Source organism: Pseudarthrobacter sp. KH_020_B, assembly GCF_057840185.1.
This window is the reverse complement of sequence record NZ_CM174506.1, coordinates 2,428,160-2,453,176: the sequence shown is the minus strand read 5'-3', so window position 1 is coordinate 2,453,176 and position 25,017 is coordinate 2,428,160. Positions and strand designations below refer to the sequence as shown.

Annotated in this window: 22 protein-coding genes and 1 tRNA gene; 13 read left to right on the top strand and 10 right to left on the bottom strand. The window is 65.0% G+C overall.

Going from position 1 to position 25,017, the window contains the following annotated elements; translation table 11 throughout:
* Positions 1-60 precede the first annotated feature (60 nt).
* Entirely contained in the window at positions 61-966 is a 906-nt protein-coding gene (locus AC3IT0_RS11225) for a PAC2 family protein (protein ID WP_160670956.1), read from the top strand.
* Here the strand turns inward: AC3IT0_RS11225 and mshC are convergent.
* Positions 963-2,255, bottom strand: coding sequence for a cysteine--1-D-myo-inosityl 2-amino-2-deoxy-alpha-D-glucopyranoside ligase (gene mshC / locus AC3IT0_RS11220; protein WP_489319889.1), 1,293 nt, complete (start codon positions 2,253-2,255; stop codon positions 963-965). The genes AC3IT0_RS11225 and mshC overlap by 4 nt on opposite strands.
* A 15-nt stretch (positions 2,256-2,270) precedes the next feature.
* Entirely contained in the window at positions 2,271-3,104 is an 834-nt protein-coding gene (locus tag AC3IT0_RS11215; protein ID WP_489319888.1) for an undecaprenyl-diphosphate phosphatase, read from the bottom strand.
* 50 nt (positions 3,105-3,154) lie between these two features.
* Here AC3IT0_RS11215 and AC3IT0_RS11210 point away from each other — a divergent pair, with 50 nt between their 5' ends.
* Complete coding sequence (locus AC3IT0_RS11210; RefSeq protein ID WP_489319887.1) at positions 3,155-4,090, top strand: aldo/keto reductase; 936 nt, start codon at positions 3,155-3,157, stop codon at positions 4,088-4,090.
* A gap of 57 nt (positions 4,091-4,147) precedes the next feature.
* Here AC3IT0_RS11210 and AC3IT0_RS11205 read toward each other — a convergent pair whose 3' ends face one another.
* Positions 4,148-4,414, bottom strand: a complete 267-nt coding sequence (locus tag AC3IT0_RS11205; RefSeq protein WP_489319886.1) for a hypothetical protein — start codon at positions 4,412-4,414, stop codon at positions 4,148-4,150.
* Between the two features lie 39 nt (positions 4,415-4,453).
* On the opposite strand from AC3IT0_RS11205, the gene AC3IT0_RS11200 reads away from it, so the two are divergent.
* Positions 4,454-4,687: a DUF5703 family protein gene (locus AC3IT0_RS11200; RefSeq protein WP_056339951.1), complete on the top strand. Its 234-nt coding sequence runs from the start codon at positions 4,454-4,456 to the stop codon at positions 4,685-4,687.
* 23 nt (positions 4,688-4,710) lie between these two features.
* Here the strand turns inward: AC3IT0_RS11200 and AC3IT0_RS11195 are convergent, their stop codons facing one another.
* Together AC3IT0_RS11195 and AC3IT0_RS11190 are read right to left on the bottom strand one after the other, a co-directional pair.
* Complete coding sequence (locus AC3IT0_RS11195) at positions 4,711-5,871, bottom strand: acyl-CoA dehydrogenase family protein (RefSeq protein ID WP_489319885.1); 1,161 nt, start codon at positions 5,869-5,871, stop codon at positions 4,711-4,713.
* Between the two features lie 12 nt (positions 5,872-5,883).
* Positions 5,884-7,188 (bottom strand): M20/M25/M40 family metallo-hydrolase, encoded by a 1,305-nt coding sequence (locus AC3IT0_RS11190; RefSeq protein WP_489319884.1) that lies wholly within the window; start codon positions 7,186-7,188, stop codon positions 5,884-5,886.
* A gap of 173 nt (positions 7,189-7,361) precedes the next feature.
* Here AC3IT0_RS11190 and AC3IT0_RS11185 point away from each other — a divergent pair.
* The 3 genes from AC3IT0_RS11185 to AC3IT0_RS11175 all read left to right on the top strand — a co-directional run bounded on the left by AC3IT0_RS11185 (position 7,362) and on the right by AC3IT0_RS11175 (position 9,159).
* Positions 7,362-7,444, top strand: a tRNA-Leu gene (locus tag AC3IT0_RS11185).
* A gap of 100 nt (positions 7,445-7,544) precedes the next feature.
* Positions 7,545-8,465, top strand: coding sequence for a Rid family hydrolase (locus tag AC3IT0_RS11180; RefSeq protein ID WP_489319883.1), 921 nt, complete (start codon positions 7,545-7,547; stop codon positions 8,463-8,465).
* Between the two features lie 391 nt (positions 8,466-8,856).
* Positions 8,857-9,159: a DUF4193 domain-containing protein gene (locus AC3IT0_RS11175; protein ID WP_489319882.1), complete on the top strand. Its 303-nt coding sequence runs from the start codon at positions 8,857-8,859 to the stop codon at positions 9,157-9,159.
* A gap of 110 nt (positions 9,160-9,269) precedes the next feature.
* Here the strand turns inward: AC3IT0_RS11175 and AC3IT0_RS11170 are convergent, their stop codons facing one another.
* Positions 9,270-9,734, bottom strand: a complete 465-nt coding sequence (locus tag AC3IT0_RS11170) for a GatB/YqeY domain-containing protein (RefSeq protein ID WP_489319881.1) — start codon at positions 9,732-9,734, stop codon at positions 9,270-9,272.
* A gap of 49 nt (positions 9,735-9,783) precedes the next feature.
* Between AC3IT0_RS11170 and AC3IT0_RS11165 the strand changes: the two genes are divergently transcribed.
* From AC3IT0_RS11165 to AC3IT0_RS11150, 4 genes are all read left to right on the top strand, one after another.
* Entirely contained in the window at positions 9,784-11,526 is a 1,743-nt protein-coding gene (locus tag AC3IT0_RS11165) for a hypothetical protein (protein ID WP_489319880.1), read from the top strand.
* Positions 11,527-11,620: 94 nt separating this feature from the next.
* Entirely contained in the window at positions 11,621-12,364 is a 744-nt protein-coding gene (locus AC3IT0_RS11160; RefSeq protein ID WP_489319879.1) for a M50 family metallopeptidase, read from the top strand.
* A 60-nt stretch (positions 12,365-12,424) separates the two neighbouring features.
* On the top strand, positions 12,425-13,534 hold the full coding sequence (locus AC3IT0_RS11155; protein ID WP_489319878.1) for a serine hydrolase domain-containing protein: 1,110 nt from the start codon (positions 12,425-12,427) through the stop codon (positions 13,532-13,534).
* 91 nt (positions 13,535-13,625) lie between these two features.
* Positions 13,626-15,200: an IS1182 family transposase gene (locus AC3IT0_RS11150; RefSeq protein ID WP_489319877.1), complete on the top strand. Its 1,575-nt coding sequence runs from the start codon at positions 13,626-13,628 to the stop codon at positions 15,198-15,200.
* Between the two features lie 395 nt (positions 15,201-15,595).
* On the opposite strand, the gene AC3IT0_RS11145 is transcribed toward AC3IT0_RS11150, so the two are convergent.
* Genes AC3IT0_RS11145 through AC3IT0_RS11135 form a run of 3 tightly spaced genes read right to left on the bottom strand, consistent with a single transcriptional unit; the run spans position 15,596 to position 19,221 of the window.
* Positions 15,596-16,507 carry a MaoC/PaaZ C-terminal domain-containing protein gene (locus tag AC3IT0_RS11145; RefSeq protein ID WP_489319876.1) on the bottom strand — a complete coding sequence of 304 codons (912 nt, stop codon included), beginning with the start codon at positions 16,505-16,507 and terminating at the stop codon, positions 15,596-15,598.
* Positions 16,504-17,844 carry a 3-oxoacyl-ACP reductase gene (locus AC3IT0_RS11140; protein ID WP_489319875.1) on the bottom strand — a complete coding sequence of 447 codons (1,341 nt, stop codon included), beginning with the start codon at positions 17,842-17,844 and terminating at the stop codon, positions 16,504-16,506. The genes AC3IT0_RS11145 and AC3IT0_RS11140 overlap by 4 nt, the downstream gene beginning before the upstream one ends.
* Positions 17,845-17,853: 9 nt before the next feature.
* Positions 17,854-19,221 (bottom strand): acetyl-CoA C-acetyltransferase, encoded by a 1,368-nt coding sequence (locus tag AC3IT0_RS11135; RefSeq protein ID WP_489319874.1) that lies wholly within the window; start codon positions 19,219-19,221, stop codon positions 17,854-17,856.
* 61 nt (positions 19,222-19,282) lie between these two features.
* On the opposite strand from AC3IT0_RS11135, the gene AC3IT0_RS11130 reads away from it, so the two are divergent.
* Together AC3IT0_RS11130 and AC3IT0_RS11125 are read left to right on the top strand one after the other, a co-directional pair.
* Positions 19,283-19,975, top strand: a complete 693-nt coding sequence (locus tag AC3IT0_RS11130; RefSeq protein WP_489319873.1) for a TetR/AcrR family transcriptional regulator — start codon at positions 19,283-19,285, stop codon at positions 19,973-19,975.
* A 53-nt stretch (positions 19,976-20,028) separates the two neighbouring features.
* Positions 20,029-22,125, top strand: coding sequence for an acyl-CoA dehydrogenase family protein (locus AC3IT0_RS11125; protein ID WP_489319872.1), 2,097 nt, complete (start codon positions 20,029-20,031; stop codon positions 22,123-22,125).
* Positions 22,126-22,239: 114 nt separating this feature from the next.
* Here the strand turns inward: AC3IT0_RS11125 and glgA are convergent, their stop codons facing one another.
* Positions 22,240-23,436 carry a glycogen synthase gene (gene glgA, locus AC3IT0_RS11120; RefSeq protein ID WP_489319871.1) on the bottom strand — a complete coding sequence of 399 codons (1,197 nt, stop codon included), beginning with the start codon at positions 23,434-23,436 and terminating at the stop codon, positions 22,240-22,242.
* A gap of 102 nt (positions 23,437-23,538) precedes the next feature.
* Between glgA and glgC the strand changes: the two genes are divergently transcribed.
* On the top strand, positions 23,539-24,948 hold the full coding sequence (gene glgC, locus AC3IT0_RS11115) for a glucose-1-phosphate adenylyltransferase (protein ID WP_489319870.1): 1,410 nt from the start codon (positions 23,539-23,541) through the stop codon (positions 24,946-24,948).
* Positions 24,949-25,017 lie beyond the last annotated feature (69 nt).

Genomic DNA, 25,017 nt, shown 5'->3' with positions numbered 1-25,017 from the left:
GCGCACTTTTTGGCCCTCCATTCAATGCGTCCCGCCGGTTCTTGGACGTAGGGTGATGAGATGAATAGCTTCGACGGAGACACCACGGAACCGGGTGCCGCACCTGAACCGGAGCAGTTCCTGCTGCCAGTGGCGGACGGGGAGCGCATCACAGTGATGCTGGCCGCCTTTGAAGGCTGGAACGATGCCGGCGAAGCCGCGAGTGATTCGCTGCGCTACCTGAACAGGGTCTGGGGCGGCAAGAAGGTCGCGTCCATTGACGCCGACGAATACTACGATTTCCAGTTCACCCGTCCCACGGTCCGCAGGAACGCCTCGGGGGAACGCAAGATCAAGTGGCCGTCCACACGGATCTACAAGGCCAGTGCGCCGGATTCGAACGTGGACGTCATTTTCGTGCAGGGCATTGAGCCGTCCTACAAGTGGCGGGCCTATACGGCGGAGCTGCTGGTCCACGCCGAAGCGCTGAAGGTGGACTACGTGGTCCTGGTGGGGGCACTTCTGGCAGACGTTCCGCACAGCAGGCCGATTCCGGTCAGCACCTCCTCGGACGATGCCGTGTTGCGGGAGCGCCTCAACCTCGAAGCCTCCCAGTATGAGGGTCCTGTCGGCATCGTCGGAGTGCTGTCCGAAGTGTCCCTGCTGGCGGGGCTTCCCACTGTTTCCCTCTGGGCAGCCGTCCCGCATTACGTGGCCCAGGCCCCGTCACCCAAGGCGCAGCTGGCTCTCCTGCATCGGGTCGAGGAATTGATCCAGGTCCCGCTGGACACCCACGAACTGGCGGAGGAGGCAGCCGCGTGGGAGCGCGGCGTCGATGAGTTGGCTACCGAGGATCCGGAGATCGCCGCGTACGTCCGGCAGCTGGAAGAGGCAAAAGACACCGCCGACCTCCCGGAGGCGAGCGGGGAATCCATCGCACGGGAGTTTGAGCGCTACCTCAAGCGTCGCGGCCGGGACAAGCCCTAAAGAACGACGCCGAGCAGGGCGTCCAGCGCGTCACTGACCAGGGCCTGATCATGCTGGCTGCCCGCTGCCGCGGCGGAGTCCGCCACAGTGGAATCCGCCGCGGCAGCCCAACGGTCAACAGCTACCAGGGCGGCCGGTGCGTTCAGGTCAGCTGCAAGGGCGGACCGCATCTCTGCGATCAGGCCGGACGCCGATCCCTCCGGCGCGGCGGCGACTGCGCGGCGCCACGCGGCGAGCCGGTCCTTCGCAGCCTCAAAGCCGTCCGCGGTCCAGGACCAGTCTGAACGGTAGTGGTGGGCCAGGATGGCCAACCGGATGGCTGCTGGATCTTCTCCCGCGGCCCGAAGCTTGGACACCAGGACCAGGTTGCCCTTGGACTTGCTCATCTTTTCCCCGTCCAGGCCCACCATGCCGGCGTGGGCATAGTGGTGGGCCAGCGGCACCTCGGTGAGGGAATAGGCGTGACCGGCGCCCATCTCGTGGTGCGGGAAAATGAGGTCCGTGCCGCCGCCCTGCACAGTGAAGGGGGCCGGCAGGTACCGCTGGGCGATGACCGTGCACTCGATGTGCCAGCCAGGCCTGCCCTGTCCCAGCTCGCCGCCCGGCCAGCTGGGCTCGCCGTCGCGGGCAACCCGCCAGAGCAGGGGGTCCAGCGCCTGCCGCTTACCGGCCCGGCCAGGGTCGCCGCCCCGTTCGGCGAACAGTTCAAGCATTTCGGCTTCACCGAGGCGGGAGATCGAACCCAGGGTCCAGGCGTCTGGGGCGACCGTCTGCTTGCCGGCAGCCTCGACGTCGTAGTAGACGTCGCCGTCGGGCTCTCCGGCCGAACCAGGCACGCGGTAGGCCAGGCCCAGGCGGAGAAGCCGTTCGATGGCCGGAACAATGATGTCAACCGACTCAACGGCACCCACATAGTGGTCCGGCGAGAGGACGTTCAGGGCCTCCATGTCGGTCTGGAAGAGTTCAATCTGGCTCGCGGCCAGGTCCCGCCAGTCCACACCGGTGGCAGTGGCGCGCTCCAGCAGGGGGTCGTCGACGTCGGTGACGTTCTGGACGTACGAAACGTGCTGGCCGGCGTCCCGCCACGCCCTATTCAGGAGGTCAAAGGCCACGTAACTGGCCGCATGACCCATGTGGGTCGCGTCATACGGGGTGATCCCGCAGACATACATGGATTGCTCTCCCCCGGCCCGGAGCGTGACCTCACTCCCCTTGGCGGTATCGAACAGCCGGATGGCAGGCATGGCGCCGGGCAGCGCAGGGACAGGGCGGGAGGTCCAGGATTTCACAGCCTAAGCCTACGGCTAGGCGCTGATGACATTGAAACCGAGCAAAAGATACAGGGCCAAGCCAAGGAGGATCCGGTACCAGACGAAGAGCCGGTAGCTCCGGGTGGAAATGAACTTGAGGAACCAACCGATGATCACGTAACCCACCACCAGGGCGATGACCGTGGCCAGCGCCGTCTCCGGAAGGCCATAGGGGCCGGTAATACCTTCCTTGGAAACCACCTTGTACAGCTGGTAAAGGCCGCTGCCAAAGACTGCCGGGATAGCCAGGAGGAACGAATAGCGCGCGGCGGCTTCGCGGGTGTAGCCCATGAGGAGACCCGCGGTGATGGTGCCGCCGGATCGCGACACGCCGGGAATAAGAGCCAGCGCCTGGGCGAAGCCGTACAAGACACCGTGCTTGTAGGTGAGCTGGGAGAGGTCCCGGTCCTGCTTTCCGATGGCGTCGGCCACGGCCAGAATGAGTCCAAAGACGATCAGCATGGTGGCTACGAGCCACAGGCTCCTCAGCACCGACTCAATCTGGTCCTGGAACAGCAGTCCCAGCACGATGATGGGGAGGCTGCCCAGGATCACCAGCCAGCCCATGCGGGCATCCGGGTCCTGCCTGGAGACCTTTCCGGTCAGCGATCCGGCCCACGCCCTGACGATCCGGACGATGTCGCGCCAGAAGTAGATCACTACCGCCGTTTCAGTACCAAGCTGCGTGATGGCGGTAAACGCCGCGCCGGGATCGGATGCGTTGGGCAGGAACTGTCCCACAATCCGCAGGTGAGCGCTCGATGAAATCGGTAGAAATTCGGTCAGTCCCTGCACTAGGCCCAGCAGGGCCGCCTCAATCCAGTTCACGCTAAGACACTACGTCATTGACCCTGTCGATTCCCCGTAAGCTTGCAGCTATGCAGCAGCGTTACGTCGGCAACAGTGGATTGCGAGTCTCCGCCCTTTCCCTCGGCACCATGTCCTGGTCCGGCGCTACCGACGAACAGGACGCCTCTGAGATATTGCGCACATTTGTCGACGGCGGCGGAAAACTCGTCGATACCGCGGCGTCATACGCCGACGGCGGCGCAGAGGCGATGATCGGGTCCCTCCTGGGTGACGTTGTCTCCCGCACCGAGGTCTGCATCGCCACGAAAGCGGGGATGTCGACGTCGGACGGCCGGCGCACGGTGGACACGTCGCGCAACGCGATGCTCACCGGCCTGGACGCCAGCCTGGCGAGGCTGGGGACTGACTACGTGGATATCTGGTTTGCCCAGGCATGGGATGGCAACGTCCCGCTGGACGAGACTTTGTCCGCGCTTGAATTCGCACTCCGGAGCGGCCGCGCCCGCTACGCGGGCATCTCCAACTTCAACGGGTGGCAAAGTGCCAAAGCCGCGGCGCTGGCCGGGTTTCCGCTCGTAGCCGCGCAGGCTGAATATTCGCTCCTGCAGCGAAAGGCGGAAGCGGAACTGGTTCCGGCCGTCGAAGATGCCGGCCTGGGGTTGATGGCCTGGGCGCCGCTGGGACGCGGCGTCCTGACAGGCAAGTACCGCGGCGCCATTCCCGCCGATTCCCGGGCGGCAAGAACAGAATCCGCACCCTACGTTGAGCCGTACCTGGAAGCGCAGCCGTCCAGCGTTGTGGAAGCCGTGGCCATGGCTGCCAAGGGCCTGGGCCGGACACCGCTGGATGTTTCGCTGAGCTGGCTGTTGTCCCAGCATGGCGTGGCCACCGCCATCATCGGGCCCAGGACTCCCGTGCAGGCGAAAGAAATCATGGCCGCCCAACTGACCCGGCTGCCGCCTGAAATTGCCCGCGCGCTCGAGGACGTTTCCCTCCCCCGCTGATACGCCGTTCAGGGCCGCCGCGTTAGGGCGTTCCCCGGCGTTGGTGGCGCGGAGTTCTCACTCCTGGACGATTTCCAGGTCCTCGTCATCGTCGATGCCGGCTTCATCGTCCTCGTCTTCTTCATCATCGAAGACCTGAAGGGGTGTAACTTCGCTGTAAGCCTCGTAGAGTGCGTCTTCATAAACCTCGAACGCATCCGAGACCGCAAAAAAAGCCGCTTCCACCGCGGGATCGCCATCGCCACGCCGGTTGGATGCTGCTATAAGGTGTTCTTCCAAGGCGGTTGTCAAGGACTGAAGCGCGACACGCGGATCGATGCTCATGACTTCACGTTAGCCGGAAAAGGACGAAAATGGAGAGCAATGAAGGAACATTTTCTCACCAGCTCGGTCCAGCGGGAACGGGACATTCTGAGGCAGTACGAGTACCTCGTTCTGACGGTCAGCCCTGATGATTCGCTGCCTGACGCCAGGCGCCGGCTCGTGGAGCATTCCGAGTACGGCAAGTGGGAGCTGGAACGCAGCAAGCTGTATTTGGGCGGCGGCAGGCGCTTCTGGCTCCGCCGCCGGGTGATGCAGGTCCAGCGGACAGTGTAGGGATTCGCCGGCCAGCGGTCCGTTCAGCCTTCCAAAGGACCCAGCCAGGCGTTCGCCACGGTGTTGTGCGCCGCCTCATCGTCCGACGGGTGGAACATCCCCGCCAGCACGTCACGGTACAGGCGTTCAAGCTCCGACCCGCGAAAGTAGCTGGAGCCACCGCTCACCCTGATGGCCAGATCCACGACGCGGCGGGCCGTTTCTGTCGCATTGACCTTCAGCCCCACAAGTTTGGGAAACCACTGCGGCCCGTGCTCAACGAGCGCATCAACATCGCGGGTGACGGTCAGGAGTTGGGGGTATAGGTTATCCATGGCCATGGCGGCCTCCGCGACTTTCCAGCGGATATCCGGATCCTGCGCATAGCTGCGGCCGGCATTCTTGAACGACGTCCGGCGCTTGACGGCCTCAACACCCAGGTTCATGGCACGCTCGCCGATGCCTGTGTACACGGCAGCCAGCAATGTCTCGAAGCAGGCGAAGATGGCGAAAATCAGCGGATCGGCGTTCGGTCCCACCGGGAGCTTGCGGAAGATCCGCTCCGGCGGGACCTCGACGCCCTCCAGGACGGTGGTGTTTGACTGGCTGGCCCGCATGCCCAGGGTGTTCCAGTCATCCAGAACGGAGTAGCCCGCGGCCTCGCGGGTGATGAACCCGTGCACCAGTTCCCCTTCGCCTCCCCTGGCCTGTGCGTCCTTGCCGAAGATACCCAGCCGGGTCCAGGCGGGCGAAAGACTCGTGAAAATCTTGGTACCCGTGAAGCTGTACCCTCCACCTGGCAGGGGCACGGCTGCCGTCTTTGAATCAAAAAGGACCGAATCGTTTCCGGCCTCGGAATTGCCGAAGGCAAAGATCTCGCCCTTGGTGGCTTCCTGCAGGACAAAGTCAAGGGATTGGTCGCCCCTTGCGGCCAGGACGTGGGCGACGCCGGTCCAAACCAGATGCATGTTGATGGCCAAGGCGGTGGCCGGGGCTGCCGTTGCCAGCCGCCGCTGGCACTGCGCCGCCGCTTCGAGCCCAAGCCCCAGGCCGCCGTCGGACGCCGGGACAAAGAGCTTGAGGTAGCCGGCGGCGGCCAGCTCCTCAAGGTCTTCAACGAAGAAGGTGTTGTCCCGGTCATAGCCCGCAGCACGGCCACGGATTGCCTCGAGCAGCGGCTCCGGGAGGATTTCCTCGGGCGTCACGTCCGGGCCGGCTCAGTAGTTGGTGAGGAGCGTGTTGAGCACCCGCGCGCCGAATTTCAGCGAATCCACCGGGACGCGTTCGTCCACGCCATGGAACATGCCGGTGAAATCGAGGTCGTCGGGCAGCTGGAGGGGGGCGAAGCCGTAGCCGGTGATACCCAGCCGGCTCAGTGATTTGTTGTCCGTGCCGCCGGAGAGCGTATAGGGAAGCACTTTCGCCCCCGGGTCCTCGGCGTGCAGGGCGTCAATCATGGAATCCACGAGGTTTCCGGCGAACGGGACCTCGAGCGAGACGTCGTTGTGAACGTAGCTGACCTCGACACCGGAACCTGCAAGCTCCCGCACGACCTCCAGCACGTGGTCCTGCTGGCCCGGCAGCGTCCGGCAGTCCACCAGGGCCTCAGCCGATTCGGGGATGACGTTGTGCTTGTAGCCGCCCTTGAGCAGCGTGGGGTTGGTGGTGTTCTGCAGGGTTGCCCCCACAAAGCGCGCCACGGTGCCGAGCTGGTCCAGCAGCCGGTTTGGATTGTCCGGATCGAATTCCACGCCCGTGAGTTCGGTCACGCCGTCCAGGAACTGCCGCGTGGTGGGCGTGAGCTCAATGGGCCACTTGTATTCGCCGATCCGGGTTACCGCAGCAGCCAGCCGGGTGACGGCGTTGTCCGTGTTGATCTGGGAGCCGTGGCCCGCCCGGCCGTGCGCCACCAGACGGAGCCAGGAGATGCCCTTCTCGGCCGTCTGCAGGAGGTACGTGCGCTGCCCGCCGATGGTTGCCGAGAAGCCGCCAACCTCCGAGATGGCCTCGGTTGCGCCTTCGAAGAGTTCGGGCCGCTTGTCGACGGCGTAGCGGGCCCCGTACTCACCGCCGGCTTCCTCATCGGCGAAGAAGGCAAAGATAATGTCGCGCTTGGGCTTGCGCCCTGATCTGGCCAAATCCCGCATCACAGAAAGGATCATGGCGTCCATGTCCTTCATGTCCACGGCTCCGCGGCCCCAGATGAGTCCGTCCTTGAGTTCTGCACCAAAGGGATCCACCGACCACTGTTCACGCAGGGCGGGAACAACATCGAGGTGCCCGTGCACCACCAACGCGCTGGCGGACGGATCTTCACCGGCCATCCGGGTAACAACACTTGCCCGGCCTGGCGCCGACTCGAAGATCTCGGCAGCGAGGCCCACTTCCTCTATCAGCCCGGCTGTGTACTCGGCGGCCACCCGCTCCCCCGGCCCCGAGCCGTCACCGTAGTTCGAGGTATCGATCCGGATGAGTTCCTGGCAGATCCGGACAACTTCATCCTCGGCACGGATGTCAGACATAGAAACTCCTTGGGCGATGGGAAGGCTGCAAACAACCCTGCGTTTTTGTGTGCCTTCAGCCTACCCATCAGCCCCGATTGGATGTTTCTGGAAAGTTCGTGTTAGAGTCTTTCTCGCTGCTTCGGAGAAAAGCGAAACGCTGAAAGGCGGAAACGACCTCCGAATTACCACCTGCGCGGGTGGCGGAATGGCAGACGCGCTAGCTTGAGGTGCTAGTCCTCGAAAGGGGGTGGGGGTTCAAGTCCCCCTCCGCGCACATATGGGAAAACCCCTGGAATCCACGGATTTCAGGGGTTTTTCTGTTCCCACGCACGCGAGGCCCGGTTCCGGGGGAAGCAAAGCACTACGGTACAAATATGACTACGGAAAACGCCAAGGCACTCGTCCGCCAGCTCCGCCTCGTTGTCGAAGCCGAGGACTACGAGGCGGCACTCACCTTCTACCGAGACGTCCTCGGCCTCCCCGAGCAAGAGGCCTACGAGGGAGAGGGGGACGCGCGCGTCACAATTCTTGATGCCGGGCGGGCGACGCTTGAGCTGTCCAACCCCGCCCAGGTGAAACTCATCGACCGGGTGGAATCGGACGGGCAGCCCAGCGCCAGACTCCGGGTGGCCTTCGAAGTGGACGACACGGCGGCCGTAACGGCGGACCTTGTGAACGCAGGAGCAGAACTGATCGCCACCCCGCGGATAACTCCCTGGCAGTCCTTGAACTCCCGGCTTGCAGCGCCGGCAGGCCTTCAAGTGACGCTGTTCCAGGAGCTCGAACCGATAGCGGATCGGCAAACAAGCCAGTCTTCAAAAAACCCTGAGCCCCTATGCACTGTCCCGAACGCTGAGGAGATCATGCCTGCCCATCACTTCAGTCCCAACCTTCATCAGTCGCCTGCCCCGTTTTCGCATCTCGTACGCCTCGGAGACACCGCCTACACAGCCGGGATCATTGGCCAGAGCCCCGACGACGGCAGACTTGTCGGCCCGGGGATTGAAGAGCAGTGCGAGTCCATGCTCAGCAACCTGGAGACGCTGCTGACGGATGTGCATCTTTCTCTGGCCCACGTCCTGCGCACCACCATTTACCTGACCGACTACGACGACTTCCATATCATCAACGCTGCCTATGCCCGTCACTTTCCTAAGCCATTCCCTGCGCGTACAACCCTCCACGTGGCCGGACTTCCACTCGGAGCGCGCGTGCAGATCGACGCTGTCGTGGCCGCGGGCTCATGCTTCAGGACTGACGACCCGGCGCCGGGCCCAGCGAACTTCGGCCGATAAGACTGCGTTGAGCTGGCCCGTACCGAAGAGCTCGAACTGTTCGACACGGCTTGGGAGAACGTGGCTGGACACCCCTGCCGAGCACCGGGTACAGGTGGCTGCCGCCAGGCTGCGCGTGACGCTCGACGGGCGCCTTGGGCGGGTTACCCCGCCTCAGACCACGGCCTTGGCCAAAGAACCCACGTAAGCCTTGCCGTTCGTCCGCCGTGCGCTGACTTTTCATTCCTGGACACCATGGTGCCCAATGTCACCCGACGCCGGTCCCGACTGGTGTCTGCACGGAAATATAGGCTCCACAGAGAAATTTTCTTGCCAGACTATTGGGGAATACCCGCCGGATGCTGTACGTTGCATACGCGACAGACGAACCAAAGAAAAGAGATACACCTAAGTGGCAACCGATTACGACGAACTTCGCTCCGACGTCAAGGAGTCGCAGGACAACTCACTTGAGGCACTGCAGTCCGCCAATGCACCGGACGCCCGCAGCGTCGTCCTCGAGCTCGATGAGGCCGACGGGCTGGATGGCGCCGGCGTTCCGGGAGGCGAATTCGTTGCCGAGGAATTGGTCGTGCAGGTTATCCCGCAGGCTGAGGACGAGTTCACGTGCTACTCCTGCTTCCTGGTCCGGCACCGCTCCCAGATTGCGCGGCAGAAAGACGGACGCAGCTACTGCATTGACTGCGAAGGCTGATTCAAGAAACCCGGATACTTTTCCGTGGCGGCCCAGTCCCGCCAACAGGAAGTTAAGGCACGCCCACGTTCAGTAGGCGTGCCTTTCCTGTTAAGGGCCGGGCTGACGGCTCAGGCGAGACGGCTGCGGACAATCTCGCTGACCGCCTTGCCGTCGAAGCGTCCGGCGACTTTGGCCGTGACAGGCTTCATCACGGCGCCCAGCTGACGCATACCGGGCTCCACGCCTTCGTCCCTCAGCCCCGCGATGGTCTCGTCAACAATCGCTTCGACTTCAGCGGCTGTGAGCGGCTGCGGCAAGTACGCCTCAATGATCTCGGCCTCGGCGATCTCAGCCGCCGCTCGCTCGGATTCGCCGGCTTCCGTATAGATCCTTGCGGTGTCGCGTCGTTTTGCAGCCTCTTTCTGCAACAACGAGGTTACCTGGGCGTCGTCCAGGACGATGGGCATCTTTCCCGACTTCTCCCGTGTTTCGATCTCACCCAGGACATTGCGCACCGTCGTCAGGGCGGTTTTGTTCCGCTCCTTCATGTGCACCACAACATCAGCGTGCAGGCGTTCCTTCAAAGTGGTCACGGCATTCCTCGATTCGTTGAGCGCCCCTGGGCAGCAGGGCAGCAGGACAATGGTTAACCATCCCTCCAGTGAGGCTACGCCTCTGACCGCCGAGGTGGGTGGCTGGCTGTCGCTGATGACGCCCGGTCTGCTGCGGTGCATTCTGGTGGTATTGGAGGCGCGCTTAGGGGATGCGGTGATTGTGGTGGTTGGTGTCAATGAGGTCCTCGAGGGCCACGTGGCCCTGGATATTCAGTGCTTGGACCGGATCTATCTCAACGGCTATGTCCCGACCCTGCAGGTCGGCGGCCAGGTCGTTTCGTTCATGACCAGGCATCTGGGCTATCGGATCCCTTCCCCTGCGATCCTGGAAAAGATCGGCACCGCCTTTCGCCGCTCAGTGAATTCGTTCGCCGAGGACAACCACATCCCGCTGATCCGCTTCGCCAAGGAAGACCGGAAGATAGACGTGATGCGCCGGCACCTGGCCGCCCAGGAGAGGACCGGCCGGTCCGGGGTCGCCGCGATCGGCGTGGCGCAGGAGTACCAGAACGTCTTCGCCTCGACCCAACGCCAGGGCACCAACGGAATCCCGTGCTTCGGCTTCCACAAGGCAGACCGGCGGGTCACGTGCTTCTACTTCTATCTCTGGGATACCGACTTCGGTCCGGCATTCATCAAGGTGTGCGCCTACTTCCCGTATCCGATCAAGGTCTGGGTCAACGGGCACGAGTGGGCCAAACGCCAAGCCGTGAAGGCCGGGATCGCCTTTACCGCCCTGTCCAACGGGTTCGCAACCTGCGAGGATCCGCAGGCGCTGCAGGAGATCTGCGACCGGCTCGGCCCGGGCACCATCGAGGTCTTCTTCCAGCGCTGGCTCGCCGTGCTGCCCCTGCCGTTGACCGATCACGACGCGGACGCCGGGTACTGGTGGGAACTGTCCATGCGCCAGATCGAGATCTCCAGGACCCTGGTCTTTGACGCGCCCCGCCGAGCCCGCGCTTTCTTCGAGGCACTCGTCGCGGACAACCTCGATATCGGCCGACCCGACAGCGTCGAGCTGATCTTCACCGGGCATGCGCCCCACAGCCGCCCCGGACGCCCGCCCGACCCCGGACTCTGCAAGACAAAAATTGTCACCCGGGATACCGACGTCACCGTCAACGCGTTCTACAAACACTCCCGCGTCAAGCAATACCTCAAAGACGGCCGTGCGCTTCGGATCGAAACCGTCGTGAATTCGCCCGATGACCTACGCTGCCACCGCCGCCTGGAACATCTGGACGAGCTGCAGACAAAAGCCCGTGACATCAACGCCCGCCTGCTCGATACTGAACGTGTCGGGCAGGGCTGTGTCCTTGCGAGCCCAGCCTTTGAGCGGGTCGCACAGTCCACCCTCACCGAGGATGGCAGGAGGGCCGCGGCCTTGCGGTTCGGCGATCCACGGGTCATGGCCCTGCTCGGCGCCTTATGTATCAGCCTCACCGCCCTCGGATTCACCCATCGGAGCCTGCGTGCCCGGGTGAACCATCTGCTGGGCAGCGGCTACAGCGCCAACCAAATGAGCTACGACCTCGCCCGGCTCCGCCGCAACGGACTCATCGAACGCCGGCCACACAGCAACACCTACATTCTCACCGCCGAGGGGCTTCGCGTCGCCTTGTTCTACACCAAGGTCCACAACCGGCTCCTGCGACCACTGCTGGCAGCCGACAAACCACCGGCACCAGCACCACTACGTCAGGCCCTGGCCACCATCGACCGCCACGACAACGGCTACATCGACGACGCCCGGATGAAAAACGCTGCCTAAAAACTCGAGACAAACCTCAAAATTCTGACACCCAAGGAACGCTAGTACCGTATAGGGCTATGGCTGACAATCACTACTCCCGGCCCGGCGGGGAATGACGTTGATTCCCGAGCAATTGTGGCAACGGATCATTGAAGCCTTCGGCCGTGCCCCCATCCCCCAGGTCACGGTGGCCGAACTGGCTGTCGTGCTGGCGCTGGCAACCGCACTATCCATCCCCCGTGCCACCTGGAAGTACTTTGGACTGCTGGCCACAGCCACGCACGAACTCGGTCATGCTTTCGCCGCCGTCATGAGCGGCCAGAGACTGAGCGGGATCCGGCTCCGGTTGGACCATTCAGGCACCACCACGAGCTACAGCCGTGGCCGGGCCGCCGCCGTCTGGTCTGGATTCTGGGGCTATCCCGTTCCCGCCCTGACTGGCGCTGCCCTGGTCACCTCCGGCTTTGCCGGCTGGGGTCCGGCGGCCTTGGCCACGGGCAGCCTTATCCTCCTGGCTTCGCTGGTATTCATCAGGAACTTCGCGGGGCTGCTGATCACAGGCCTTGCCGTCGCAGGGGGCGGGGTGCTGGTCCTCGTTGTGCCGAGCAGCTTCACCGGCCACGTCGCAATCGTGCTTGGCGTGGCGCTGCTCGTGGCCGCCGTCCGGGACCTCGCGAAGCTCACTAATGTGCACCTGAGGCGCCGTGACAAGCTGGCCAGTTCCGACGCCTACCTGCTGTACCGGGCAACGTCCATACCCTCCGGCATCTGGATCGCGCTCTTTGTCGCCGTTATTGCCGGCTCCTGGTTCGTCGCCTGGCAGCCCATCTCGGCAATCCTGACCGTCGGAGCCTAGGCTGGTCAGAATGAGCCAGGAATCCCAGGAAAGCGCTTTCTAACCGGCTAGGCTAGGCCTATGCAGAAAACTTTCGGCTTTGCAGCGCCCGGTTATGAAGGCGTTGTGGATCTGTTTGGGGCCCTTCTCGCCGCGGATCCGCAGTACAGCGCCCAACTGGCCGCCTACCGGGACGGTGTGAAAGTGGTGGATCTGTATGGCGGGCCCCACATCACAGCCGATTCCATCACCGGGGCGTATTCAGTCTCCAAGGGCGTGGCGGCCCTGGTGATTTCGCTGCTTGTCCAGGACGGGCTGCTGGATCTTGACCGGACGGTGGCGCACTACTGGCCCGAGTTCGGTTGCCACGGCAAGGACCGGCTGCTGGTGCGTGAAGCCCTGTCCCATCAGGCCGGCCTGGTGGGTGTCGCGGGAGGATTCGCCTTGGACGAATTCACCACATCCAACGCCGCGGCAAGGTTGGCAGCGGTGAACCCGGCCTGGCGTCCCGGCAGTTGCTTTGGTTACCACGCCCTCACTATCGGAATCATCATGGAGGAACTCTGCCGGCGGGTCACGGGAACCAGCCTGCAGAGCCTCTATGACCAGCGCATCCGCACGGCCTACGGCATCGACTTCTTCCTGGGACTGCCCGAAGAGCTGGAACCGCGCTACCGTGACGTCCTCTACGACGTCGATCCCCTTCAACCATGGCTGGATCCACTGAGCCTGGACGGGCTTAATAGCAACGCGGCAGTCAGTTCCATCATGGAACTTCCCAATCAGCGGGCTGTGCGCGCCGCGGGGATGAGTGCCGCCGGCGGTGTGGGTACGGCGGCGGGCCTGGCCAGGTTGTACGCCGCGGCAATAACGGGTGTGGACGGCGGGGCCGCCTTGTTGTCCCCTGAGACTGTCCGCGTGATGTCCCAGGAGCAGGTGTGGGGCCTGGACCGCATGTCCGGTCTGGACAACGCCTTTGCCGTTGTCTTTATGAAGCCGCACCCGGCGCGGAGCTTCGGCAGCCATCGCGCCTTCGGCCACGAAGGAGCCAACGCTGCGCTAGGATTCGCCGATCCCGCCTACGGTCTCGGTTTCGGATATATCCCGCAGCGCGCGGAGGAGGGACGCACGCAGGGCAAAGCGCATCGGCTCGCTGCGGAAGTCCGGCGGGCTGCGTCTGCCTTGTCGTAGCAAGCGGCTGCACCTAGGACGGCGCTGAACAATGTGGGTGGGTTGAGGCGCGCCTGCTGGACTTCGGGTCGTGGTCGTTAAGACTGGGTACATGCAAGGTATTGAGGCGGCCCAGCGCGGGTATTTGGATGTGGAGGCACTGGCCGGGGAGTTGTTGGCTCCGGGCGGTGCCTACGCTTTTTTGGCGGAGCATCGGGGCCGGCTGTTTCCGGATTCGATGATGGAGGACCTGTTTCCCTCCCGGCGGGGCCGGCCCTCGATCCCGGCCTCGGTGATCGGCACGGTCCTGGTCCTGCAGGCCCTGGAAGGCTTGTCGGACCGGGCGGCCGCGGAGGCGTTGACGTATGACCTGCGCTGGAAGGCCGCCTGCGGGTACGGGCTGACGGAGGCCGCGTTCCACCCCACCGCCCTGGTCCATTGGCGCAACCGGCTGCGGACCAGCGAGAACCCGCACCGGATCATGGAGGCTGTCGCCCAGGTCATTACCGCCACCGGGGTCCTGGCCGGGCGGCACCGCCGGGCGGTGGACTCGACGGTCTTCCAGGACGCGGTGGCCCGCCAGGACACCATCACCCAGCTCATTGCCGTGATCCGGCGCTTCGGCAAGGCCATGGAGCACGGCGCGACACTCATGGCCGTCCACGCGACCTCCTATGACTACACGCGGGTGGGGAAGCCGGATATCGCCTGGGATGACAAGGAAGCAAAAGACGAACTGATTTCCGGGCTGGTCACTGACGCGCTGGCGCTGCTGGCCGCGGTGGACCCCGCCACCCTGGATGACAGGTCCCCGGAGTATCAGGCGTACGTGCTGCTGGCGCTGGTGGCGGGGCAGGACGTGGAGCCGGCCGAGGGCTCCGACGGCACCGACGGGAGGTGGCGGATCGCCCGGAAGGTCGCCCCGGACCGGATCGTTTCCACGGTGGACACCGAGGCCCGGCACGCGCACAAGTCCCGCTCGGTGATGATGGACGGCTTCAAGGGCCACATCGTCGCGGAGCCGGAGACCGGGCTGTACACCTCCGCGGTGATGACCCGGGCCGCCGGGCCCGGCTCCAGTGACGCGGACGCCGGAATCGTCCTGCTCGGCACGGACCCGACCATGAAAGACGACGCCGTGGACTACCAGGTGCTCGGGGACTCGGCCTACGGTTCCGGTCCCATGCTCGAGACCCTCGATACGGCCGGGCACCAGGGCCTGGTCAAGCCCAAGCCGTTGCGCCCGGCCGTGCCAGGCGGGTACGACCTGGACGACTTCACCCACGACGAAGCAAAGAACACGCTCAGCTGCCCGGCCGGGGAGGTCCGCACGATCAGCCCCCGGGGCAACGTGAACTTCGGCACCGCCTGCAAGGCGTGCCCGCTGCGGGATCAATGCACGAAGGCCAAGGGCGGGCGGAAAGTCGTTATCACCGTCCACCACGCCCGCCAGCGCGCCCACCGCGCCGCCGCCCGCCAGGAAGCATTCAGGCACGACTACCGGGCCTACCGGCCCCTGGTGGAAAGATCCATCGGCTGGCTGGTCGCCGGAGGCAACCGGCGCCTGCGATACCGGGGCGTGGAAAAGAACAACGCCTGGCTGCAGGTCCGCACGGCCGCACTGAACCTTCGGCGACTGCTGAAACTAGGCCTCACCGGCGAAAACGGGGTCTGGGCCCTGGGATAGCACCCAAAATGGGGGGCCGCCCCGGCCCCCGGCCCCGATCCGCGCCGACGGGAGCTATGGACGGCCCGGCAAGGCCCGCAAAATTCATGACCGGAATTCCGGCGCCCGGAATCGATGCCCCCAGCGAGCCGCCCAAGGCCCCGGAACGAGTCCAAAAGCGAAACCTGCCGCTCCGAATTGTCCCTTGTTCAGCGCCGTCCTAGGGCGGGGCGGATGGGTGACAATCAAGTGCAGCCGCAGCGTCGGCCTGCCGCTGGATCCCGCCTCCTGAGGAATTCGGTGTCCGGTCTCTCGTCGGCTTTCACGGTACAGCTCTTGCAGCTGGCGGCGAAGGCAGCGTTGGCGGCCGGCCTCGCTTTTGCCGTTGCTCCCCTGATGCCGGGATCCGCTGCGGCCTAGAGCGGTGCCACGGAGCCGCTGAAGTGGCGGCGGCTGGAGCGGGGGTTCCAGGCCACAAATTCGGCCCGCTGCCAGCCTTCGCCAGGTGTCTGCACGGTGGTGATATCCAAGGCAACGCGGGCCGGCAGGAACACCGGCGCCTCGAACGTGACATCCCACGTGAACGTTTCGCCCTTGGCCGGCCCGACGTCCGCGAGGGCCCTCGCAGCCAGGTACATCCCGTGCGCGATGGAGCGTCGCATGCCCAGTGCCTTGGCCGAAAGAACGCTCAGGTGGATCGGGTTGAAGTCGCCTGAAACGGCGGCATACGCCCTTCCCGTATCGACCCCCAATTGCCAAATCGCGGTGGGGTCCGGAGGCGTGAAGTCGGGCTGGCCGTTGTGGGGCGTCGGCTTGTCGATGCCGGGGAGGAAGACACCCTTGGCCAGGTACGTGGAGCGACCGGTCCACTTGATGTCCGGCGTACCGGCGCCACGGATCTCGGCGACCACGTCAAGTTGTGTGCCGGCCCGGTGGCCGCGGAGGTTTTCAACCCCAGCCTGGATATCCAGGGCTTCGGTGAAGTGCACCGGCGACCGCTGCTCCACGTGGTTGCTGAGGTGGACCATGCCCAGAAGCGGCAGCGGGAAATCGTCGCGGTTCATCACACTCATTGCCAGCGGGAATGCCAGTGCGTGGAGGTAGCCGGCCGGCAGGGTGTCCCTCGCAGTCAGCCCGATGAGGTGCTGGTACGCGGTGAGGTTGCCGACGTCGGCCGTCACCCCACGCACTTCGTGGCCCGTGGCCGGCAGGCTGGCACTGTTGTGCGTGCCCAGCACGCGGCGCCGCGCCGCCTGTGCGGCGGCGTTGACGTACAGCTTGGACAGGGGCGGCATCTCCCCCAGGATGACCGGCTGGACCGAACTCATGCACCCACCAGGTTCTGTCCGCAGATCCGCAGCACGTCACCATTGATGCCCCCCGCGGCGTCGCTCGCCAGGAAGGCAATGGCCTCCGCGACGTCCGACGGTTGGCCGCCCTGCTGCAGGGAGTTCAACCGCCGTCCCACTTCGCGGACGGCAAACGGGATCCGGGCTGTCATGTCGGTTTCGATGAAGCCGGGCGCCACCGCGTTGATGGTCCCGCCGTTCGCCGCCAAAAGGGGCGCAGACGAACGCACCATACCCATCACGCCGCCCTTGGACGCCGCGTAGTTGGTCTGGCCGCGGTTGCCCGCGATGCCGCTGGTGGATGCCACTGCGACAATCCGTGGTGAATCTCGGAAGTGTTCCGAAGCGAGGAGCGCTTCGTTGATTCTGAGCTGGGCGGCGATGTTGATGTTCAGGACGGAGCTCCAGCGGCCGTGGTCCATATTGGCCAGCAGCTTGTCCCGCGTGATCCCGGCGTTGTGGATGACGATGTCCAGGCGGCCGTGACGCTGAACGGCGTGGTCGATGATCCGCTGGCCGGCATCTGCGCCGCTGATGTCCAGTTGAAGCGCCGTACCGCGGACTTCGTTGGCAACGGCAGCCAGATGGTCGCCGGCTGCCGGGATGTCAACGAGGACCAGGGTGGCCCCGTCCCGGTGGAGGGTCCGGGCGATAGCCGCACCGATGCCGCGGGCGGCGCCGGTGACTACGGCAACCTTGCCGGCGAGCGGCTGCTCGAAGTCAGCAGGCAGGTGGCCCTGCTCGGTTGCGACAGTCAGGAACTGACCGTCCACAAATGCCGACCGGCCGGACAGAAAGAACCGCAGGGCGGCAAGAGCGCTGGGGCTAGTGCTCCGGACGCCCTCGGCCAGGACGATGCCGTTCGCCGTTGCGCCGGCCCGGAGTTCCTTGGCCAGGGACCGCAGGAAGCCATCCACGCCTTGCCGAGCTGCCGACTGTGCCGGGGACGCGGTTTCGGTGGCTGGCCGGGAGACGGTGATGACGCGGGCACTGGGGCCCAGATCACGCAGTGAGGCCGCCGCTGAGAGCACAGGCTTTTCAAGGTCCTCGGGCCTTGTCAGCTCATCCAGGACCAGAATGATCGCGCCAAGCTTTTCGCGGGGCACCGCGTGGCGCCGGACGTCCAGGTCCCAGGAAAGCAGCTTGGCGGCCAGTTCGTCGGCTCCGGCGGTGCTGCCCTGGACCAGGACAGGACCGGTGGCCAGCGGCTGGCCCGGCTTGTAGCGGCGCAGCAGCGCTGGCTGGGGCAGACCCAGCCGCTTGGCGATGTTCTTGCCCAGGCCCTGGTTGACCAGGGTGGTGTATTTGTCCGTCATCCGGTGCCCCTAGAGTGCTTCGAGAATTGCGACGACGCCCTGGCCGCCGGCGGCGCAGATGGAAATAAGTCCGCGCGCAGGCCTTCCGTCGACGGCGCCTTTGGCCTGCAGCATCTTGGCCAGCGAGGCCACGATACGTCCGCCGGTGGCTGCGAACGGGTGGCCCGCGGCCAGGGAGGAGCCGTTGACGTTCAGCTTGGTGCGGTCGATGCTGCCGAAGGCACCCTCGAGTCCGAGCCGGGTGCGGCCGAACTCCTCATCTTCCCAGGCGGCCAGGGTGCTCAGGACAGTCCCGGCGAAGGCTTCGTGGATCTCAAAAAAGTCGAAGTCATCCAGCGTCAGTCCGTTGCGGGCCAGCAGCCTGGGGACCGCGAACGCGGGGGCCATGAGCAGGCCGTCCTTGCCGTGGACGAAGTCCACGGCGCCAGCTTCGCCATCAACGACGGTGGCGAGCTTCGGCAGGTCATGGGCATCGGCCCAGTCTTCGGATGCGAGCAGGACCGTGGATGCCCCGTCGGTCAGCGGCGTGGAGTTTCCCGCCGTCATGGTGGCCGCGGCGCCCAGGCTCTTCCCGAAGACGGGTTTGAGTGTAGCCAGCTTCTCCAGGGTGGTGTCCGCCCTCAGATTGGAGTCCTTGGCGAGGCCGCGGTAGGGGGTCAGGAGGTCATCGAAGAATCCTGTGTCATACGCGGCGGAAAGGTTGCGGTGGCTGTTGAAGGCGAGCTCATCCTGTGCCTCGCGGGAAATGTTCCACTGCGCGGTGGTCAACGCCTGGTGCTCGCCCATGGACAGGCCCGTACGTGGCTCCCCCGTGCTCGGAGCGTCGGGGGCCAGGTCCTTGGGCCGCAGCCGGCTGAGCACTTGCAGGCGCTGGGGCAGGGTCTTGGCGCGGTTGAGATCCAGGAGTACCTCGCGGAGGCCTTCACTTACGGCAATGGGGGCATCCGACGCCGAGTCCACGCCACCCGCGATGGCGGAATCGATCTGGCCCAGCTTGATCTTGTTGGCCAGGCCCAAAACGGTCTCCAGGCCGGTGGCGCACGCCTGCTGCAGGTCGTAGGCGGGGGTCTCCGCCGACAACGCTGAACCCAGGACTGCCTCGCGGGTGAGGTTGAAGTCACGGGAGTGCTTGAGCACAGCTCCCGCCGCAACCTCGCCGATCCGTTCATCCTGGAGGCCAAACCTGGCGATAAGACCGTCCAGTGCTGCGGTGAGCATGTCCTGGTTGGAAGACTTCGTGTACGCGCCGCCGGAGCGGGCAAAGGGGATCCGGTTACCACCCACAATCACGGCCCGGCGGACTGGACGCGCCGTGCCGGAAATCGTGGAGCTGGCGAATTCGTGGGGTCCGGTGCCGGACTGTCCATTGGCGGACATGGGTGACTCCTCTGATCTACGACGGTTACCGATACCCAGCGTACCTGATACGCTGAGTATCGTGAATAACCTCCCCTCAGAAGTCCCGACGCCGGCTGCCGGCGCAAATGCCGACGGCCGTTCGGCCCGCTGGCAGACCCACCGGGAGGAACGACGCCGGGAGCTCATCAAGTCCGCACGCCGGGCCGTCCACGCCCTGGGAAGCGATGCCTCCATGGAGGAAATTGCAACGGCCGCCGGCACCTCAAAGTCGGTCTTCTACCGTTATTTCGGCGATAAGGCGGGGCTGCAGCACGCCGTCGGAGAAGTTGTCCTGAGCCAGATGCAGCGCAAGATCCGCGAAGCGGCGCAGAGTGCCCAGACGCCCCGGGAGGGGCTGCTGGCCATGATCTCGGCGTATCTCCAGATGGCGGAAACCAGCCCCAACGTCTACAGCTTTGTCACCCGTTACGCGCCAGTGGATGCGGACGGCCCGCAGGGATCGGCGGCCATCTCCGGAGCGCTGGGCCATTTCTTCGATTCCATCGCAGAGATGATCGCCGCGCCAATGCGGACCCACCTCGGCGATGGCAAGGAAGCGGTGATCGGCTACTGGCCCACAGCGGCCATCGGCCTGGTCCGGAATGCCGGCGAGCAATGGCTCGGCACGCCGGCATCAGCCTCGAAGCCGGACCAGGAAGCGATGGCCCGCCAGATCACGGCCTGGTTATGCGTGGGAATAGCCTCCGAGCTTAACCCTTCCAACACTCCATGAATCTGCCGAAACACCACCCAACCCTCCTGTCAGAACCAACGAAGGACATTGACATGACCGAAGTAGTGGACCGCCCCACCGGCCAGGACGCCAACCAGCGGCTGGCAGCGGAGCCCGCCGTCGACGTTGCCGCCCTCGGCCAGCAACTCCTGGGCAAATGGGCGGACTCCCGTCGCCAATCCCGCGCGCTGGCCAGCGACCCTGCGGTGCACAAGATCGAAGGACTCACACACACCGAACACCGGACGCGGACCTTCGGCCAGTTGAAGTACCTTGTGGACAACAGAGCCGTGCACCGGGCCTTCCCGGCGGCACTGGGCGGGTCCGATGATCACGGCGGTAACATCGCGGCGTTCGAGGAACTGGTCACGGCCGATCCGTCCCTGCAGATCAAGGCCGGTGTCCAGTGGGGCCTGTTCGGCTCGGCCGTGATGCACCTGGGCACGCAGGAGCACCACACCAAGTGGCTGCCAGGCATCATGAGCCTGAAGATCCCCGGATGCTTCGCTATGACGGAGACCGGCCACGGCTCCGATGTGGCCAGCATCGCCACCACCGCGACCTACGACGTCCAATCCCAGGAATTTGTGGTCCACACACCGTTCCGCGCCGCGTGGAAGGACTACATCGGCAACGCAGCCATCGACGGCCTCGGCGCCGTCGTCTTCGCCCAACTCGTGACCAAAGGCGTCAACCACGGCGTGCACGCGTTCTACGTTGACCTCAGGGACCCCCTGACCAAGGAGTTCATGCCCGGGATCGGCGGCGAGGACGACGGCGTCAAGGGCGGCCTCAACGGGATCGACAACGGCCGGCTGCATTTCGACAACGTCCGCATCCCCCGCACGAACCTCCTGAACCGCTACGGCGACGTGGCGCCCGACGGAACCTACACGTCGTCCATCGCCAGCCCCGGCCGCCGCTTTTTCACCATGCTGGGAACCCTCGTCCAGGGCCGCGTGTCACTGGACGGCGCGGCGGTGGCGGCGTCGAAGATCGCCCTGACAGCAGCCATCCGGTATGCCACCGAACGCCGCCAGTTCAACGCGTCCTCGCATACGGACGAGGAGGTGCTCCTGGACTACCAGCGCCACCAGCGGCGCCTGTTCACCCGGCTGGCCACGACCTATGCCGCGGGCTTTGCGCACGAGCAGCTCCTCCAGAAGTTCGACGACGTCTTTTCCGGTGCCCACGACACCGACGAGGACCGGCAGGACCTGGAGACCCTCGCCGCAGCCCTGAAGCCGCTGAGCACCTGGCACGCATTGGACACCCTGCAGGAATGCCGCGAGGCATGCGGCGGGGCCGGCTTCCTGATCGAAAACCGCTTCGCTTCGCTGCGGGCGGACCTTGACGTCTACGTCACGTTCGAGGGCGACAACACGGTCCTGCTCCAGCTTGTGGCCAAGCGCCTCCTGGCCGACTACGCGAAGGAGTTCAGGAACGTCGATTTCGGCGTCCTGGCCCGCTACGTGGTGGCCCAGGCAACGGGTGTGGCGATCCATCGCACCGGCCTGCGGCAGGTGGCGCAGTTTGTTGCAGACACGGGATCTGTCCAGAAAGCTGCCATTGCGCTCCGGGACGAGGAAGGCCAGCGCGCCCTCCTGACGGACCGCGTCCAGACCATGGTGGCCGACGTCGGGGCTGCCCTCAAGGGCGCCAACAAGCTGCCCGTCGAAAAGGGAGCAGCCCTCTTCAACCAGCACCAGAACGAGCTGATCGATGCCGCCCAGGCCCACGCCGAGCTTCTGCAATGGGAGGCGTTCACGGAAGCCCTGGACGACGTCACGGACCCCGGCACCAAACGGGTCCTGACCTGGCTGCGCGACCTCTTCGGCCTGTCGCTGATCGAAAAGAACCTGTCCTGGTACCTGATGAACGGCAGGCTCTCCATGCAGCGGGCCCGCACCGTGGGCGAGTACATCAACCGGCTCCTGGTCAAGATCAGGCCACACGCCCTGGACCTTGTGGAAGCCTTCGGGTACGGGGATGAGCACGTGCGGGCGGCGATCGCCACCGGTGCCGAGAAGGCCCGCCAGGACGAGGCCCGCGCGTACGTCAGGGCACAGCGGGCCAGTGGCAACGCACCCGTCGACGAAAAGGTGCTGCTGGCGCGCACCTCCGGTGGCAGCCGCACCCAGCGGAACTGACCGCCCGCCCCGCGTTCAACTGGCGGACCAACGCACGACGGCGCCGCTCCCCTCGGTGGGGAGGGGCGCCGTCGTGCGTTGTTTGGTCAGTTGTGCTGCCGTTCCTGCCGTCCGTCAGGAAAGTACTGAGCGGTAGACCTCAAGGGTGGTCTCGGTGATGGATTCCCAGGAGAAGTGCTCCTCCGCGCGGCGGCGGCCGGCCTGGCCCATGGCACGCGCCCGTTCGGGATCGGACACCACTTCCGTCAGGGCGGCGGCAAATTCCGTCACGAACTTCTCCGGATCAAGCGGTGTGCCAGTACCGTCGGTGACCTGCTCAAGATCCACCAGGAGGCCCGTCTCGCCGTGCTGGACTACCTCAGGAATGCCTCCGGTAGCGCTGGCCACCACGGCAGCACCGCAGGCCATCGCCTCGAGGTTTACGATGCCCAGCGGTTCATAGATGGACGGGCAGGCGAACGCTGTGGCGTGGCTGAGGACCTGGATGAGTTCGTTGCGCGGCAGCATCCGTTCGATCAGGACAACGCCGGTCCGCTGGGTCTGCAGCTCCTCGATCAGGCGTGCAGTTTCTGCTGCGAGCTCGGGGGTATCCGCCGCCCCGAGGCACAGCACCAGCTGCACATCGGCCGGAAGCTTCGCGGCGGCACGCAGCAGGTACGGCACACCCTTCTGGCGCGTGTTGCGTCCCACGAAAACCACGCTGGGCTTGCCCGGGTCGATGCCCAGGGCGCGGACGGCGTCCTGGTTTTCATCGCGCTGCCACAGTTCGACGTCGATGCCGTTGTGGACCACTCTGACCTTGGCCGGGTCAACGTCCGGGTAGCTGCGCAGGATGTCCTGGCGCATGCCTTCCGAAACGGCGATGATCGCTGCCGCCGCCTCGTAGGCGGTTTTCTCAACCCAGGAGGACAGGGCGTACCCGCCGCCGAGCTGCTCGGCCTTCCACGGCCTCAGGGGCTCCAGGCTGTGGGCGCTCAACACGTGCGGGATGCCGTGGAGCAGGGACGCCAGGTGCCCTGCCATGTTCGCGTACCAGGTGTGCGAATGGACCAGATCGGCGCCAGCGACGTCAGGCACGATCCGCAAGTCCACGCCGAGCGTCTGGACGGCGGCGTTGGCTGATCCCAGGTCTTCGGGCACGGAGTAGGAGGTCACCCCGGCACCGTGATAGTGGGCGTCGCGGGGAGCGCCGAAGGCACGAACCTGCAGGTCAACGTGCTTACTGAGCACCCTGCTCAATTCGGCCACGTGGACACCGGCGCCTCCGTAAATCTCCGGCGGGAACTCTTTAGTCACAATGTCTATTCGCACGTTACCCAAGGTAGTCGTTCCGCACTATCTGTTCTAGTGTGAAGGAGTCCGGGCGTGCCGGACTGTTTTGGGGAGTTACGAAGGCGTACAGGAGCGACCACCATGCCGTTGAACAAGAGAGTCCTGGCTATCGTCCTCGCAGGCGGTGAGGGAAACCGACTGATGCCGCTGACGGCAGACCGGGCGAAACCTGCCGTGCCTTTTGCCGGCAGCTACCGGCTCATCGACTTTGCGCTGTCCAACCTCGTGAACTCGCGCTACCTGCAGATCGTGGTCCTGACGCAATACAAGTCCCACAGCCTTGACCGCCACATCTCCGAGACCTGGCGAATGTCCACCCAGCTGGGCAATTACGTGGCGTCCGTGCCGGCACAGCAGCGCGTCGGCAAGAGTTGGTTCCTCGGCAGCGCCAACGCGATCTACCAGTCCCTGAACCTGATCCGTGACGCCAACCCGGACATCGTGGTGGTGGTCGGGGCGGACCACGTGTATCGCATGGACTTCGCCCAGATGGTGGAGCAGCATGTGCAGAGCGGCGCCAAGGCCACTGTGGCCGCCGTGCGCCAACCGTTGAACATGGCCAACCAGTTCGGTGTGATCGAAGTGGACCAGAAGAACCCCCAGAAGATCGCCGCGTTTGTGGAGAAGCCCGCCACCACTCCCGGCCTCGCAGCGGACCCCACCCAGTTCCTGGCCTCCATGGGCAACTACGTCTTCGACGCCGACGCCTTGGTGGATGCCCTGCACGTCGACGCCGAACGGCTTGATACCAAGCACGACATGGGCGGGGATATCATCCCCTACTTCGTCAACCAGGGTGAGGCCGGAGTCTATGACTTCACCCTCAATGACATCCCCGGCTCCACCGAACGCGACAGGACCTACTGGCGCGACGTCGGCACCATCGATTCGTTCTATGACGCGCACATAGACCTCATTTCCCCGCTGCCTGTCTTCAACCTCTACAACTCCGAGTGGCCCATCTACACACGCCAGAGCATTTCGCCGCCAGCCAAGTTCGTCCGCGGAGAAAACGGCACCGTCGGAACCGCCCTGGACTCCATTGTGTCCAGCGGTGTGGTCATCTCCGGGGGCGTGGTGGAGGGTTCCGTCCTGTCCAACGACGTCTTCGTGGGCACCGCCAGCAGGGTCATCGACTCGGTACTGATGGACAAGGTGAACATCGGCGAAGGTGCTGTGGTGAAACGGGCCATTCTCGACAAGAACGTGAAGGTCCCCGCCGGCGCCGCGATCGGCCTGGACCATGACCTGGACCGCGCCCGCGGGTTCAAGGTGACCGAGTCGGGCATCACTGTGCTGGCAAAAGGCCAGCACGTGCCAGAGCCCGGGAACGAGGAACGGGCACTCGCCGCCAGGAACCTGCACCTGGTGCCCGATGCCGTGAAGGCGGCCACGGCCAACTACCCCGAAATCCGTGAATCTGTGGAGCAGGCCGCCGCGGTCCACGCGGATGCGGCAGCACAGGCCGTTCTGGGCGGCCGCCGCGCGTAAGCGAGGCGCAGGCCTGGCCGGGCAGCGGGCATCCGCGGCCCGGTCAGGCCGGATCATCGCCAGGCTGTA